Here is a 15,523-nt window from a genome sequence, read left to right as displayed (position 1 = left end):
ACTGTCAGAATGTACGAAAATGAACATCTAAATAGAATTCTTAAACAAGAAAACTTTACTATTAAAACATTACTTGTACTAAAAGGATTTTCTACAAAATCACTACGTACAATTGATGTTCCCAAATTATTTGATAATGAAATCGGATCAAACTTAGTTGACCTTGAAAAAAACAAACAAAATTTGATACTTGCAGCGATTACGAAGCTATCTCTCCCAGAAACTGTCTTCTGGTGTACGTATGAGGAATTACTAACTGTTTCGAAAGCCTCCATTGAAAATTTCTACAACATTAAAATATATTACAATAACTTATTCTGTAATTACTTCCCATTAAGCTATCACATTGATAACCTACCATCAATTTACGATCAATACTTTGAAAATATTGAAGATCACTACAATATTCCAGAAGAAGTTGAATTGATTACGAAATTCTATGGAAATATTATGAAGGTTGACCAACATAACTTTTATGTTTCATATGTACAAAAAGAGGACGATGAGCTTGAGTTTTATAGCTATGATACATTAACAACGAAATTCCCGATTACAACAAGCTATGAAACTTTTATTGAAATTTCTGAGGATGAAGAGGAGTTTATACATCAAACCGAGGAACTTCTAGAGGATAAAACAAAGAATGAAATAAACATTACGTGGAAAGGTGACTTGGGCCAGTTTTCTCACCGTTATATTGAGCGAATGGCTGTTTTGCAAACCATCATCCCTTCTTTAAAAATACAACAAATTCAACAAAGTATTGAAATTACTCAAATTGAAAAAGAAGGCGAATACATCGACATTTTACAACGTTACTGGGGCTATAACAGCTTTAGACCATTAAAGATGTATAAAAATGTTGATAATTTTGAAAATCCGAAAGAAATTACAAATATTCCACAATCCCAAATTATTAATGATCTTGTAACACAAGCAGAGTTAGCCACATCTGGGCAGAAGTATCGTGATATTTTTGTTACTTCCTCTACAGGTGCCGGTAAATCCATCATGTTCCAAGTACCTGCAGTATATCTTGCAGAACAACATGATTTGCTTACAATTGTGATTTCGCCACTTATTGGTTTAATGAAAGACCAAGTTTATAGCTTACAGGATAAAAAGGTGAATTTCTCTGCAACGATTAACTCAGAGATTTCCCCTGTAGAAAAAATGAATATCGTCAATCGTGTTCAAAGTGGCGAAATTTCAATTTTATATATTTCACCAGAAACACTATTGAGCCGTTCTGATATAAAAATGCTAATTGGTGAGCGAAAAGTTGGCTTATTCATAATCGACGAAGCCCACATCGTTACAACTTGGGGGAAAGCATTCCGTTCCGACTATTGGTATTTAGGAAACTATATACAAAAGCTAAGAAAAGAAATGAAGTTCCCTATTGCAACGTTCACTGCCACTGCGATTTATGGTGGTGTGGAAGATATGTACAAAGAAACTCGCGATAGCTTACATATGGTTAACCCGATTAATTATTTTGGGTATGTGAAAAGAGATGACTTAAGCGTTTCTCTGAAAAAAATCGACTCTGACCATATTAGTCGTGACCGAGAATATCTTGCAACAAAGTATGAATTGCTACATGAACGTTTAAAACGTTTCAATAAAAAAGGCAAAAAAGTACTTGTTTACTTCCCTTTTGTGAAATTTATTAATGAATTTTATGAATATTTAGAATTACATGCAACCGAGACTTTGCTTTCTTCTACCTCTAAATATTATGGTTCAATGAAAAAGGAAGAAAAAAACCAAAGTTTCTTACTATTTAAAAACGGCGATTCCTTAGTAATGCTTGCAACAAAAGCATTTGGTATGGGAATCGATATACCAGACATCGATCATGTTATTCACTTTGCCCCAACTGGAAACGTCTGCGATTATATTCAAGAAATCGGACGTGCTGCACGGGCGGAAGACCTTCAAGGGAAAGCGTATTTTGACTTTTTAAGTAAGGACTTTAACCATGTAAAACGTCTACATGGGATTAGTACAATTAAAAAGACACAACTCATCCAAGTGATGGATAAAATTTTGTCGATTTATTCAAAGGGAAAAAACAAAAAGTATGCGCGTAATCTATTAATTAGCTCAGAAGATTTCCGCTATATTTTTGAGCGCAGCAACAAATCTGATTTTGAAAATGATGATCTTGATAACAAGTTAAAAACAGCCCTCCTGATAATAGAAAAAGATTTTATTAATAAGCTTGGGTATTCCCCAATCATTGCAAGACCAAGAAGTATTTTTTCAAGTGAATTTGTGAAAGTAAAAAGAGATATTGAAAATGATTTTGCTAAAACATACAGTAAATATGTAAAAAAAGTAAAGTCCGTAGATGAAAATTATTTTGGTGGTATTTATAAACTTGATTTAAAACTACTGTGGGAAGATAAATTTAAAGACATTTCGTTCCCACAATTCAAATATCAGTTCCACCAAAAAGATGACAGTTTAAAGCTAAGATACATTGAGTTTATTGAATCGGTTTTCATTCTAAATCTTGATTTATTAAACAAAAAGGAATTTACGTTTTTAAATGATGTTCATAAGTTTGTGGAACAACTTCAAAGTATTTTAAGTAAATTTGTTCGTATGGAAACGTTTTTTACACAAGAACAATTTGCTGTGGAATTGCAAAAAGTAGTTAGCAAATCGAAGTACGAAGCAGAATCGCTTGCAAACCAAATTTTACAAAGTCTATTCAGTTATCAAGATGCCTTGAAGAAAACAAGAACCCAACGCGTTAATATCATTACGGTTCGTGAAAAAGGTGATGTTGCAAAATATAAACTATTCATAGGCGCAAATGATTTTATTAACTTCATGACCAATCATATAGATAAACTGATTAAAATTTCAGAAACCAACCTTGAAGGAAAGTATGAACTATTCTTAACAAAATCTAGTAAACTAGAAGTCGAAAAAACTTTCATTGCTTTAGGTTTACTTGAGTCGCTGGATCTTCTTCTTTATGAGGTAAGAGGTGGAGACAATCCGGAAATTTTCATCCGTGTGAACTCAAAATTACAGATTGAAAAAGCAATTCTCAATGCCGAAAAATATCACAACACGATTTTATCCAACGTTTATAATCGCCATCAAATTTCTGTAGCCATGTTAACCTTCTTATTTGAACGACAAGTGGAAACAGAGGAGTTTTGGGAGTATATTGAAGACTACTTCTTAGGAAGAATACCGAATGAAGTACTAGAAAAATCGGCGAAATAGAAGAGAGCACTCTTTCCGAACTTTATTGGAAAGGGTGCTCTCTTTTTTAGCTTGCGAGCTTGTATATTCTCTTACTCTTCAGAAAGAAATTCTAATAGCAATCGATTATTTTCTTCATATATCGCAAAGTGTTCTTGTAAAATTTCATGCTTTCTTGAAACTAATTGATCAAATAAATACGTAGCTGCGATGCAATGATCCATTGCGGAAGTTTCATCGTCTAACTCTATATAACACATTCCTAAATATAAATGGATATTAAAACAAGAAATGTAGTAAGCAGCGATTGGCTTTTGTGTTTTTGATGTGTTCATATAACATTTCAACGCTTTTTGTAACCGTTCTAATGCCATATCAACATTTTCCTCATCACAAGCCTTAAGTCCACTTGCTAAGTAAATATCAGCTAGTTTCTCCATCGTTTCTTCATTTTCTTCCACATAATCACAGAATAAAAGCGCTCGTTCAATGACGTGATAGCTTTCTTCAGTTTCTCCAATTAGATTCAACAAGGTGAATAAATTAATATATGCATTGCAGCCTTTCTCAGCATCTTTTTTGCCCACTTCTCCATGTAAATCATCGATAAACTCTAAAAACATTCGATAATATTGGATTGCTTCTTTTTGATTGCCCCTTTCACTAAAAGAGGTAGCATTTTTATATAAATTTCTCCAAATATTACGGCATCTACCTAAGTAATCATTATATGAGTTGTCACTTACATTACTTAATTGGTGTTGAAGATGAAGTTTTGTTTCCATTAGGTTTTGGAATGCTTCATTTGCGTCTTCATATCTTCCTTGACTCGTGAAACTACCTAATTTCATCGCATAAAGCTCCATTAAATTCAGTGCGAATACAAATTGGTTTTTCAATGGTTCTGTACTTTCGATAGCCTCATTGATTAAATCAAAAATGTCCGTAGTCGTTTTCTTTTGTCTTGATAGATGAAGACATTTTGCAAATAACGTTCTTGCTTTATGGATTGTTAAACTGGTTTGAGACATTCCTATACTTTGTTGGAAATGGATGTATTGTAATGCTTGATCATAGGCTTCAAGTTCAGAATGGGGATCTTTTTTCCTACTCAACTCTGCTTCCATATGATGGATACTCAATAATATATTTTCATAATTATAATGATTTTCGTCTATTTGCAAAATGGCCTCTTTCAATGTTTCGAGTGCTTCATTCACATGTTCGGAGTTTGTAAAAAAGGCATGGCGCATTTGTTTTTCTAGTAAATAAATATAGTCATTTACATTTGCATTATTATTATTTTGATAAAACGATAGGCGTTCATCAAGCAGCTCTTTTGCTTTTGCATAATTTTTATTTTCAAAATAATATTCAATACTATTTGAATAAAGCATTGTTAACATACTTTGTAGTGGTTCAATGGCTTCCATATCCTTTAAAGATTCGATAACACCTTTTACTTTTTGAATCGTTATCTCATTATCGGCAAAAGCTTTCTCACTTTCCCCTTTCAATGAATAGAGATAGCTGCGGGCCTGGTAAAAGTGGTAAGCTTCATTGTCCTCTAATTGTACCTGTCCTTCAAGGATGCTTTGGCATTTCAGAAAGGCCTCGTCTAATTGGTTCGTTTCGATTAATTTTGTAATGTAATAGTATTGAATTTCAGGAGATTCGATTTGCGGTATCAATACTTCACATAATGCAATCATTCGGTTCAATACATGTTCAAGAGGGTTGAATGTATTAGAGATGCGCAGCAATTCTATCATTAATTGCAGCACGTTCTCCCCTTGGCTACGCTTTACATCTTCCTCTGTACTATACAATTTCGCATCTTCACCAATATGACAACACAAATACATAAACGCATCATCGGCATCATGGTGGAAATCAATTTGTTCAACGGTTGTAGTTTCAAGAATCATCAACCAATCTTTGATGAGCAATGCAATTTCTTTTTGATTGCGAGACTTAATTTCATTGCGCCATTCTGTATGAGAGATAGAAAATAGATTGCCACGGTAGCTTCTCTCTACTTTGATAAATCCTCGCAAATCCATTAAGTAGGCTAGTAACTTGAAAGTAGGCTTGTCTTCCCCTATTAAAATCGTTAATTCCTGCAATGTGACGGGTTCACGGCAAATGGCAAGTACATATAACAAACGGCTAATATTTTGGAAATATTTATCGCCATATAAATATTGTAATTTTGACAGATACAGATCAAATAACTTCTCATCCAGTGCCATTTCATTCAAATTATCGAGGTTATCTGACAACAATTCCTTTAATGCTTTAATGTATAAAAAGCGCCCTTCCGAAAGTTGGATGTTTTCATTTAGTTTGTCCAATTCAATGGCGGAGAGCTTTTGGTCCGGCTTTTTAAAGATATGTTTCTTTATATATCTTTGGAGGATTTCCCTATAATCCGAACTTGTCTTTTCCCAAGATTCATTTTTCGTAAGCGTCAATTGTTGTAGGTATGCTAAGTTTAGTGGTGACAGTTCTTTATCTGATCTTGATGTTAATAAAACGTAAACCCCTTCATCTAAACTTTCTGGTTCAGGGATAAAGTCAAAAATTGAACTTTCTGCTGAAATGATTAATTCATCTAACCCATCAATGACGAATAATAATTTTTGTTTATGAAAATAACGTTCATGTTCCTTTTTCAAAGTGTTTAACATACTAGCAAAAGCTTGTTTTGGATTTTCCACCTCGTCACTCATATAGTGGATTCCTTCAATCACAAACTCTTCTTGCTTGTTTTGTCGGAGTATTCTATTCACGTGCAGCATAAAGTTCTTTGGTGAATGGCGAAATGAATCATTAATATAGTAGGCTCTAACTGAAAATTCATCGTTCTTCCATTCATTTAAGGAATGCTCATCCAAACTACGAGCAAATACGGTTTTCCCCATTCCCCGCTCTAACTGCATGAGAAAAACTCCCCGATCCTTCTCAGTAATCGCCTTATTCAGCCATTTAAAAGCATACGTTGGTTTGACAAAGTCTTCCACTTCCTGCATTTGATCTAAGATTTTTGCCTCAAGCGCAGAATAGGTTTCATCATACAAGGTTGCGATTTCATCAAAAGATTCTTCGTGGGAGTTCATCTGATGGTAGACACGAGAAAACCAATGATTGACCTCATTTTGATATTTATTTTTCTTCCCATTTGGGTAATTTAAGATCGCACTATATTGTTTACGAGAATAATAAGCGTCAAACAAATAGATTCCTTTTGCATCAATCAACATAAAGGGAAATAAATTGAGTGCGTCACTTTTTACAGGTATGTACTCATCCGGCAAGCCTTCAAAAATGCCGGTCCCTTTTAAGCTCATTTGTTTACCATTATGTTCGAAAAATAAATGTAGTTTACAATAATAAGATTGATAGGTTTCATAATGGTCTTTAATCATCGTTAATTTATTTTGGAAGTCCTCAATAAATTCGGAATCGGAATCAAAAGCTAATGCACCATGGCCAATTTTCTCGTTTCGCCAATAGACAATTAAATTCTTTTCGTCCCTAAATTGTTTGACGATATGGGCAAGAACATTTTTCAAATCAGGTTTGAGATTCGGCTCTTTTGATAATTTTTGAGCAATCGTTTCCCAGTCCCCTAGAGCAAGTGGTTTTTCAATGAGCAACTGGTTGTAGTCATTATTTGGATTGTCTTTAAAAATTTCTGCAAGTGCTAGACAAGTTGGGAATTTAATCATCACTTCAAGCATGTCTTTTAATTGAAGGAACGCACCATATGTTTGGCCTTTATCTAATAAATCAAAAATGCGCTGGTATTCATGAGCAATTAGACTAGGAAACAGTTCAAGCTCTTGAATACGGAGAGCATCATTTTTCGAGATCTTTTCATACCATTCGATATTTAATTCTTCATAATCTTGTTTCGACATGAACAAATTGCAATCGTAACATAATAGTTTTTCATGGATTGGTTCCATTGCTTTCGAACATTTTGGACAAGGGTATGTCATGTGGCAGACCTCCTTTTGTGAAGTTTCGTACCCTTTATTATAAATCGGATTAGACTGATATTGTCACAATTTAGAGTGATTATGAGGTGATAACAAAAAAACAGCCACCAGTAAATTGATTTTGGTAGCTGTTTTCCTATTAAACTAAATTAATACGCCATTTTGCAGAAGTAGTGTTCTCCCCATCAATAGTAACACTACAATTGTCCATCACTTTGGTAACACCTAACTCCGTTGCATTTCTACTTAAGATTTGAGCAAAGGTAATGTTCGAGCCAGTATCTGGATCAGTTTCATATTTTCCTTTATAAAATCGGATAAGTTCCACTGTGTAAAATTCACTTTTCCCCGTTTCTTCGTTAAAGTTGCGGATTAGTTCTTCTAAAGTAGTTTTGTCCATTCTAATCTCTCCCAAAATATTATTTTGCAATCATAAATGTATAACTTAATAGCGGAAGTTCTGGGATCGTTTGAATGAGTAAGTTGTAACTCAATCCGTCTGCGATGATCATCCCTTTTTGCCCCGTTTTAATTAATTGCATTGATCGTGCGAGTTCTTGTTGAATTTTTTGGTAATCCGTTATTTTATTAGTTGCGATGATGGCTGCAGCTTGAATGTTCTTCACTTTTGTTGATGGATATAGTTTGTTGCCACCTTCCATTATACCAAGTGAAGCCACCTTATTATTTTCAATCCCTACGATTATGGAGATGGAAGAAGTGAAATTGTACTCATAAACAGTTCCTGATAAACCGTAGTCCTCCATATTGACCTTTTTGAAATCTTTAATTCTAGCAGGCTCGCCTACTTTTTTAAGTGCTTTATTTAACTCCACTTTTAATTGCGCTAGCGTCATTTCTGAAAGTAAACGAGGAGATGCTTGTTCCTTTAAAGTTTCGACTTTGTACTCAACACCATACACAGTGGCAGAAGATTTTTTACTGCCCACTAGGTATCTCATTGTAAAAGTTAGCGTTCCCTTTTGCTTTGTTTCTTTTAATACTATTGGATACGTAAAGTCAACATAATTGTATCTAGGGTCACTACTTGTTTTTTCAGTATAGTTATTTTTCCCATACTTTTCGCGGACAGTTTGCATCGTGCTACCAATTTTAATGCCTTTACTTGTCCCAAATTTCATGCCGGGTCTCTTCTCATTGAACTGCTCATAAAGGACTCCCACTGTCCGTTTTTTATTGTCCGTATAAAATTTTAGGAAATAATTCATATTTTGCGTTGGATCGCCGGTGTAATAATCTCCCTCAGACTCGGAAAATTCTAATTTTGGGTAACGTTTCACCATTCTGTTCATCGACTTTGTTACTGCTTCATTTGGTGTGACATCTAAAAACGTTAAATCCTTCGTTGATAGTGTTAAAGAAGTACTTTTGGCCTGTCCTGTTGCAGGAGAAAAGTTAAAAAGTAGTAAAATTGCACAGAAGATATAGACAAATAGTTTTTTCATTATTAACCCCCAATCGTAAAATATAGCCCCTCAGAATTATTTTAACAATTGTTGGATGATTATGGAAGTTAATATAAAAAGAGCTTTAGTATCAACCAAAGCTCTTCAAAAATTAATAATGATTTTCTTGTTCTGCAGCCATTGCATCTGCTTTTGTTGGATGGACAGTGCCTTTTGGATGGTTTGGTGGTGCATAAATAGAATAGAGTTTAAGTGGAATATTGCCGATGTTTGTTAAGTTATGCCAAGTACCAGCTGGGATAAAAATAGCTGAATCATCCTCTACATATTGTTGGAAGGTTAATTGCTCTCTATTTCGGCCCATTTGCGTAATGCCTAACCCTTGTTCAACCCGTAAAAATTGATCAACATCGGGATGCATTTCTAATCCAATACTTTCACCAGGCATTAAGCTCATTAAAGTGAGTTGTAAATTTTTCCCTGTCCATAAAGCGGTACGAAAGTTGTTATTTTGAACTGTAACCTCATTCATATCCACTACGTACGGATTTCCGCCATAGTCCCTCATCATACCCGCAACATTCGATGATTGTTCATATCCGGGAGCGTACCCAGGATTCCATTGATATCGTGGCATACCGTATTGAACCATTGGCGCATAATATGCATTTTGGTATGGCCAACCATTAGGATAGTACATTTTTTCAATCCCTTCACACATGATAAAAATATACTATGCAAATGGTTTCGGGAATGTACAATATTATTTACTTTTTTCAATTACATCTATTAGTACTTCTTCTATGGTTTTTGCAATCATTTGTAATTCAGCATCATTCACCAAGCCAAGCATAACAGTTGGTTTCGTAAGGCCGATTCTTGCCTCGCCTTCCACTTCATAAACCGCCATTTTACACGGTAAAAAATAGCCAATGAGTGGGTTATGTCCAAGAACTTTCGCAGCTTCAACTGGATTGCACACTTCTAATATGTGATAGGGATGTGTGTAGGAATTGACCCCTTTTTTCTGTAATGTTGCGGTCAAATCAAGGTGCCAAAGAATTCCAAATGCATTTTCTTTTAGATTTTTTTCGATTGACGCAATGGCTTCATCAATTGTTTTTTGTGTAGTTACTGTGTAATGAAACGTCATAGTTCTCAACCTTTTTTTCATTAGTATGGGTCAACTCATAAAAGGTCAAACCAAATCTTAATCGTCGTCGCTAAAATTAGTACAGCTAAAATACTTTGTAAAACTCTAGTGTTCATCTTCTGACTTATTTTTGCCCCAATTGGCGCGGCTATAATACCAGCGATGATGATGATGGCTGCTACAGAATAATTGACTTGTCCTGTTATCATTTTGCCTGCGGACCCCGCAATGGAAGATATGAGCGTTATGGCAAGGCTTGAGGCAATCGCCATATGTGTTGGAATGCGTAAGATTAATAACAAGATTGGTATTAATAAAAATCCTCCACCTGCACCAACGATTCCTGAGCCGATACCAACTATAAATGCTAATAGGGCTGCAAGTAGTTTATTGAACGTCACTTCTTCTACCTGGATTTCTTCTTGTTTAGGAATAAACATCATAATTGCTGCTAGTAAAGATAAAATCCCGTAGACAAGGTTCACAGCGCTATCGGGTAAAAAACTAGAACCGAAACTTCCAATCATTGTACCGAATAACACTGCAACCCCCATTACGATAATTAATGAACTATTTAACAAGCCACCTTTTCGGAAACCTAACACTCCAGCCAGTGACACAAACAAAACATCTAACGCACTTATTCCAGATACCTCATGGGCACTTAATGCTGAAAAACCGAACAGTGGAGGAATCATTAAAAGCATCGGATATTTTACAATCGCCCCACCGATTCCAAGCATGCCGGACAGCAACGAGCCTATGAACCCAATCGTGAAAAGCAGGGCAATATAATTGATATCCATGAGTTAGCCTTTTTGAATGAAAAACTTAATAGCATCTGACTCTTCACGATGTTCCAACACTGTATGTCCCCCAGCATTCGCCCAAGCTGGTATATCTGCTAATGCACCTTTATCTGTAACATGTACTTCCAAGACTTCACCCGAATTTAAAGTGTCCATTTCTTTTTTTGTCCGAACAATCGGCATCGGGCATGATAACCCTTTTGCATCTAGTACTTTTTCTACTTTCATGTTTTCACTCTCCTATCTTACTGCACAGCGATTTGGACCAATTTCCATTTCAGTTTGTTCCTCATCATCTGGTGTCACTCTTCCCATATTGACTTGACGAATTTGTTGATACGCATTAGGTTGTGGTGGAAGGTGCTCTGTCACGGTTTGACGAAATTCTTTTTCATCTGCAATATTTAATCCATGGTTTTCATTGAACAAATCACCAAGTCGTTTTGCTACTGTACCATCTTCGTTTATTTCATCGATAATCATAAAATGCGCGGGAAGAACGATTAAGTCTTCTGCTAGTTCACGATAGCGTCGATAAAGTGTTTCACGAAGATCTCCTACCCAATCCTCTGCTTTTCCGGCTAAATCAGGTCGGCCAATTGAATCGATAAATAAAATATCGCCCGTTAATAAATACTTCCCGTCTACAATGAATGATGTCGAACCAATTGTATGCCCTGGTGAATAAAGAGCACCGACTTCTAATTGTGATGCACCAATTTGCACCGTTAATTCGTCCTCAAGAGCTGTATAGCCAAATACTACATCTTCAGCATCTTTTGGTGGTAAATAATAAGTCGCACCTGTGATTTCGGCAATTTGACGTCCACCTGAAATATGGTCAGCATGTAAGTGTGTATCAAAAACATGTTTAATTGTTACATTTTTTTCTTTAGCAAAATTAATAAATACATCTGTAAAACGAACTGCATCGATTATGGCAGCTTCCCCTTCAGAAATGACCATGTAGGATAGGCAACCTTTCCCTAGTCGGACGAATTGATAAAGCTCCCCACCGCCTGTTAAATCGCCTACCTTGATTGGCTCCAAATACATACTCCAAGACTTCATACCACCTTCAAGATAATAAACATCTCGACCAGTTTGTGATATCATGTCTGCAATCATAACGGAAGAGCCTTCTTTCGCACAAACGACTAACAATTCTTGATCTGTTGGGATTTTTGGTAGTATCTCATCTACCCCATCTAACAATTCAAAATATGGGATATTTAAATGTTGGAATTGATGACCTTCAATTTTCCAATCTTCAAATGCATTGTGATTTCGAACATCTAAAATAAACATTTTTTTATTTTCGATTACTTTACGAGCAACTTGTGCCGCGGTCATTTTGTATACTGTCATGTCAAATTACCCCCATAGGTATTATTTAAAGTATTTTTATAGTGGAAGGTGTGACCCTTCCACTCGTTTTAGAACGTTAAAGTTGGTGATGCATCTTTCGCAAATTCAAGGAACGTTACTGCTCCACCCACTTCAATACCATCAATAAAATCATCTTTTGTTAAACCCATTACATCCATTGTCATTTGGCAACCAATAAATTTCACACCAAGTTCTTGTGCCATTTCAACTAATTGAGGAATGGATGGAACGTTCGCTTTAGCAAATCCTTCTGCAAAATGTTCTTTTCCTTCTGGTAATGGTACAGCATGCATAGCTTGTTTGTGAATTAAGTTTAACCCTTCAAAAGTGAAGAAAATTGCTACCTCTTTTTCTGTTGCAGCTGCTGCTGTGGCAATATTAAATACTTTATACGCGTCAAAAACCCCACCATTACTTGCAATAATCGCTACTTTGTTAGACATTATAAATTCCTCCTACTTTTATATGTTTTTGGATAAGTTGCCTTTCCAAGAAGTCATTCCTGGTACGACATTAAACACTTTTGTAAATCCGTTTGCAGCAAGCTTACTTGCAGCCAAATCACTACGCTTGCCAGTACGACAAACGATATAAATTTCTTGTTCTTTGTCTAGCTCGTTTAATCGATCTTCTAGTTCTCCCAGAGGAATCGATTTTGCCCCTTCAATATGACCAAATGCATATTCCACTTCTTCACGAACATCTAAAAGGACACCACTTTTAAGGGTTTGAAGTTCGCTGATTGAAATGGTATGTTCAAACGGTTGTTCTTCTATTATTTCGTTTGAACATTTTCGAATATAATGCTTTAAAATGTCCTCTTCTTCAATCGTTCCAATGAATTGATGCCCCACTGAATCTGCCCATGCAGCTAAATCTGCTTTTGAACCTTTATCTGTTGCGACTACTTCTAAAATTTGTCCATCAATTAGGTCATCCATTGCTTTTTTTGTTTTCACAATAGGCATTGGACATGCGAGACCTTTTGCATCTAATTGAACATCTGCTTTTAATGACATTGTTCAGAACCTCCTATACCTCAAAGGGTATTATTTTGCTTAAAAAAATTTATTGTATCTTACCTTCAAAAGCAAGCATTCCACCTGTCATATTTGTCACGTTAAAACCTTGGCTTTGTAAATATTGCGTTGCTTGAGCACTTCTACCACCAGAACGACAAACCATAATATAAGGTTTATTTTTATCAAGTTCATGTTGGCGGAATTCAAGTAAACCAAGTGGAATGTGAAGAATATTTGGAATATGCCCTGCTTGCACTTCACTAACTTCACGAACATCAATGATATTTAATTTTTCTCCAGCTTCTAGACGTTGTTGCACTTCTGTTGCGTTAATTTCTTTCATTTTCATAACCTCCTAGTTTCTCCATGCACTCATACCACCACGGACATTTGTTACATGTTCATAGCCTAATTTTTTAAGTTGCTTACATGCTTGGGAACTTCTCATGCCACTTTGACAAATCACAATAATTTCTTTGTCTTTTGGAAGCTTTGAGAAGTCCGAGCCTAATGGGATATTTTTAAATTGGCGAATGTTGCGTCCTTTATACTCAGCAGGTGTTCGAACATCGACAAATATTTTATTTTGATCATTTACTATAGTACTTAATTCTGATGTTGAGATTGTTTTTACACCTTTAACTGGTCGTAATCGCCATATTAGAAAAATAATTAACATCCCTAAGATTATCCATGTTTCCATTTACTACACCTCACTTTTTTAAAAAACCAATACCTGTATGGGTATTATATGATTTAAAATAAAAAGTCGAAATTAACGACTCTTTACAAAAAGATTAACTGCTTCTTGGATGGAGCTGTTTAGCACTTCTTCATCTCCATTTGCGTTTTGAATACATTCAAGTAAGTTTTGACTCACGATTATGCCAATTGAACGATCAACGCCAGAACGGACAGCCGATAGTTGAGTAATCACATCTTTACAATCTTTTCCTTCATCCATCATCTTCAAAATTCCACGAAGCTGACCTTCAATACGTTTAATTCGGTTTTTTAATTTATCATCATACGTATTCAATTGTACTGCCCCTCCCTTTTTTAAGTTTTTCTCTTGCTGATAGCTCTAATAATATACCCCTATAGGTATGTTGTCAACAAAAAACTATATCCTAACTTAAAAAAAGCAACAAAAGGTTTGTTCCTCTCATTGCTTTAATCATCAAAGATTATTTCATCTATTTCTATTTTAACAGGTGTTCCCTGTCTATTAAAATGTAGAACTCCTTTAAATTCTATGATTTTATTCAACATTTTTTCGATTGAATTAGATTCCGTCATTTTTTCTATTTCTTAAAATTATTTCAATATCGCTTTCTTGCATTTGCAAATCGGCAAAGGTCACAGCTTCAATTTTTTCTGCTTTTCGATTATTAAGCTGTTACATATCGAACACCCCTCTTTACTGAATATTAGTTGGCTGCGGCACTACTGATTTGATTTAATAAATTGTTTCGTTACATCCAATTGTGCTGCACCGACTAAACGATTTACTTCCATATTATTTTCGAAATAAATTAAAGTTGGTACTGCTTCTAATCCATATTGATCCCAAGCATCTTTAAAAACACTCACATCAATTTGGGAAATGCTACTATCCATTTCCTTTACAATTCCACTTAAATTTTGTGTCATATTTTGACTATGTACAGAGGTTGGATTATAGAAGTAAACAAACATACCTCCACCGGTAGAAATTGTACTTTCTAATTCTTGTATAGATATCTCATTGACAGAACCAGATTTTTTACTGGTTTGTACCTTTTGCGTTTCATTTTTTACACTTTTTGAAGATGGGATTTGGTCCTTAGAAATGAAACCATTGTCGATATTTACTGCAAGATCTGTTACTTTATTATTCTTAATAGAGAAATCAAGTATGAGTAAATTATCGCCATTTGCAATGTCTTCACGAATATACTCTATAAAGCTGTATATAGTAACGCCAGAAGGACCTAACCTCGTATCATCTGGTTCGCCAAATTCCTGTAATAATTCTTGTTCACTTAAATTTAACGAATGGTATTCAACTCCATTTAATCTGTCATTTTTAATATTTAACGAAAAATCATGATAAATATACGTATCATCGTAACCGGCATAAAGAGATTTAGGTGACCCAAAAAGTTCTTCCATAGAGTCTCTTGAAAATTCTTGATTAAAAATGAATTCAGTTCCACTAACAGAAAACTTTTTCTCATGAATAAATTGGTCGATTCTTTTTCTTAAATCTTCAACATTTTCTATCGTATTTGAGTATGTACGTCTCTCTTCTAGTTCCTTTTTGGCCTCTTTCTCTACTAAAAGATCCGCTTGGTATTCTTCCTCTATCCCTAACACAATATCATTTACTGTAATTTCGTTAGAATCTTTATATAAATCGTAACCAATGTAAGAAAAAATGATGCCGATTAACACAAAGATTATCATGATGTATGTTTTACTTTTCATGTTTTTACAATATTCCCCCTCA

The 15,523-nt window shown here is 34.9% G+C and carries 15 protein-coding genes; 1 reads left to right on the top strand and 14 read right to left on the bottom strand.

Annotated elements, in window-relative coordinates; genetic code table 11:
• Positions 1-9 precede the first annotated feature (9 nt).
• Positions 10-3,249, top strand: coding sequence for a helicase-related protein (locus CRO00_RS17755; protein WP_097075018.1), 3,240 nt, complete (start codon positions 10-12; stop codon positions 3,247-3,249).
• Between the two features lie 71 nt (positions 3,250-3,320).
• Here CRO00_RS17755 and CRO00_RS17750 read toward each other — a convergent pair whose 3' ends face one another.
• The 14 genes from CRO00_RS17750 to CRO00_RS17685 all read right to left on the bottom strand — a co-directional run bounded on the left by CRO00_RS17750 (position 3,321) and on the right by CRO00_RS17685 (position 15,501).
• Positions 3,321-7,232, bottom strand: coding sequence for a P-loop domain-containing protein (locus tag CRO00_RS17750; RefSeq protein WP_097075017.1), 3,912 nt, complete (start codon positions 7,230-7,232; stop codon positions 3,321-3,323).
• Positions 7,233-7,371: 139 nt separating this feature from the next.
• Entirely contained in the window at positions 7,372-7,632 is a 261-nt protein-coding gene (locus CRO00_RS17745; RefSeq protein ID WP_097075016.1) for a hypothetical protein, read from the bottom strand.
• Positions 7,633-7,651: 19 nt separating this feature from the next.
• A complete protein-coding gene (locus CRO00_RS17740) occupies positions 7,652-8,698 on the bottom strand; it encodes a hypothetical protein (protein ID WP_097075015.1) in 1,047 nt (348 codons plus the stop codon).
• A gap of 112 nt (positions 8,699-8,810) precedes the next feature.
• Positions 8,811-9,359, bottom strand: coding sequence for a cupin domain-containing protein (locus CRO00_RS17735; RefSeq protein WP_097075014.1), 549 nt, complete (start codon positions 9,357-9,359; stop codon positions 8,811-8,813).
• 63 nt (positions 9,360-9,422) lie between these two features.
• On the bottom strand, positions 9,423-9,812 hold the full coding sequence (locus tag CRO00_RS17730; protein WP_097075013.1) for a DUF302 domain-containing protein: 390 nt from the start codon (positions 9,810-9,812) through the stop codon (positions 9,423-9,425).
• 35 nt (positions 9,813-9,847) lie between these two features.
• Positions 9,848-10,618 (bottom strand): sulfite exporter TauE/SafE family protein, encoded by a 771-nt coding sequence (locus CRO00_RS17725; RefSeq protein WP_097075012.1) that lies wholly within the window; start codon positions 10,616-10,618, stop codon positions 9,848-9,850.
• 3 nt (positions 10,619-10,621) lie between these two features.
• Positions 10,622-10,849 carry a sulfurtransferase TusA family protein gene (locus tag CRO00_RS17720; protein ID WP_097075011.1) on the bottom strand — a complete coding sequence of 76 codons (228 nt, stop codon included), beginning with the start codon at positions 10,847-10,849 and terminating at the stop codon, positions 10,622-10,624.
• Between the two features lie 12 nt (positions 10,850-10,861).
• Positions 10,862-11,989, bottom strand: a complete 1,128-nt coding sequence (locus CRO00_RS17715; RefSeq protein ID WP_097075010.1) for an MBL fold metallo-hydrolase — start codon at positions 11,987-11,989, stop codon at positions 10,862-10,864.
• 68 nt (positions 11,990-12,057) lie between these two features.
• Positions 12,058-12,453 (bottom strand): DsrE/DsrF/DrsH-like family protein, encoded by a 396-nt coding sequence (locus tag CRO00_RS17710; protein WP_097075009.1) that lies wholly within the window; start codon positions 12,451-12,453, stop codon positions 12,058-12,060.
• 18 nt (positions 12,454-12,471) lie between these two features.
• Positions 12,472-13,029, bottom strand: coding sequence for a sulfurtransferase TusA family protein (locus tag CRO00_RS17705; protein WP_097075008.1), 558 nt, complete (start codon positions 13,027-13,029; stop codon positions 12,472-12,474).
• A gap of 49 nt (positions 13,030-13,078) precedes the next feature.
• Positions 13,079-13,375, bottom strand: a complete 297-nt coding sequence (locus CRO00_RS17700; protein ID WP_097075007.1) for a rhodanese-like domain-containing protein — start codon at positions 13,373-13,375, stop codon at positions 13,079-13,081.
• A 12-nt stretch (positions 13,376-13,387) separates the two neighbouring features.
• Positions 13,388-13,735 (bottom strand): rhodanese-like domain-containing protein, encoded by a 348-nt coding sequence (locus CRO00_RS17695; RefSeq protein WP_097075006.1) that lies wholly within the window; start codon positions 13,733-13,735, stop codon positions 13,388-13,390.
• Positions 13,736-13,807: 72 nt separating this feature from the next.
• Positions 13,808-14,071, bottom strand: a complete 264-nt coding sequence (locus tag CRO00_RS17690; RefSeq protein WP_097075005.1) for a metal-sensitive transcriptional regulator — start codon at positions 14,069-14,071, stop codon at positions 13,808-13,810.
• Positions 14,072-14,478: 407 nt separating this feature from the next.
• Positions 14,479-15,501: a thioredoxin family protein gene (locus tag CRO00_RS17685; RefSeq protein WP_097075004.1), complete on the bottom strand. Its 1,023-nt coding sequence runs from the start codon at positions 15,499-15,501 to the stop codon at positions 14,479-14,481.
• Between the last annotated feature and the right edge of the window lie 22 nt (positions 15,502-15,523).

This window comes from Ureibacillus xyleni, from assembly GCF_900217795.1.
Taxonomy (GTDB): Bacteria; Bacillota; Bacilli; order Bacillales_A; family Planococcaceae; genus Ureibacillus; species Ureibacillus xyleni.
This window is presented reverse-complemented; position numbering and strand designations above follow the sequence as displayed.

Bases quoted from the DNA above. Each gene is read 5' to 3' on its own strand.
- CRO00_RS17755 (WP_097075018.1), top strand. From the start codon at position 10: ATGTACGAAAATGAACATCTAAATAGAATTCTTAAACAAGAAAACTTT.
- CRO00_RS17750 (WP_097075017.1), bottom strand. From the start codon at position 7,232: ATGACATACCCTTGTCCAAAATGTTCGAAAGCAATGGAACCAATCCAT.
- CRO00_RS17745 (WP_097075016.1), bottom strand. From the start codon at position 7,632: ATGGACAAAACTACTTTAGAAGAACTAATCCGCAACTTTAACGAAGAA.
- CRO00_RS17740 (WP_097075015.1), bottom strand. From the start codon at position 8,698: ATGAAAAAACTATTTGTCTATATCTTCTGTGCAATTTTACTACTTTTT.
- CRO00_RS17735 (WP_097075014.1), bottom strand. From the start codon at position 9,359: ATGTACTATCCTAATGGTTGGCCATACCAAAATGCATATTATGCGCCA.
- CRO00_RS17730 (WP_097075013.1), bottom strand. From the start codon at position 9,812: ATGACGTTTCATTACACAGTAACTACACAAAAAACAATTGATGAAGCC.
- CRO00_RS17725 (WP_097075012.1), bottom strand. From the start codon at position 10,618: ATGGATATCAATTATATTGCCCTGCTTTTCACGATTGGGTTCATAGGC.
- CRO00_RS17720 (WP_097075011.1), bottom strand. From the start codon at position 10,849: ATGAAAGTAGAAAAAGTACTAGATGCAAAAGGGTTATCATGCCCGATG.
- CRO00_RS17715 (WP_097075010.1), bottom strand. From the start codon at position 11,989: ATGACAGTATACAAAATGACCGCGGCACAAGTTGCTCGTAAAGTAATC.
- CRO00_RS17710 (WP_097075009.1), bottom strand. From the start codon at position 12,453: ATGTCTAACAAAGTAGCGATTATTGCAAGTAATGGTGGGGTTTTTGAC.
- CRO00_RS17705 (WP_097075008.1), bottom strand. From the start codon at position 13,029: ATGTCATTAAAAGCAGATGTTCAATTAGATGCAAAAGGTCTCGCATGT.
- CRO00_RS17700 (WP_097075007.1), bottom strand. From the start codon at position 13,375: ATGAAAGAAATTAACGCAACAGAAGTGCAACAACGTCTAGAAGCTGGA.
- CRO00_RS17695 (WP_097075006.1), bottom strand. From the start codon at position 13,735: ATGGAAACATGGATAATCTTAGGGATGTTAATTATTTTTCTAATATGG.
- CRO00_RS17685 (WP_097075004.1), bottom strand. From the start codon at position 15,501: ATGAAAAGTAAAACATACATCATGATAATCTTTGTGTTAATCGGCATC.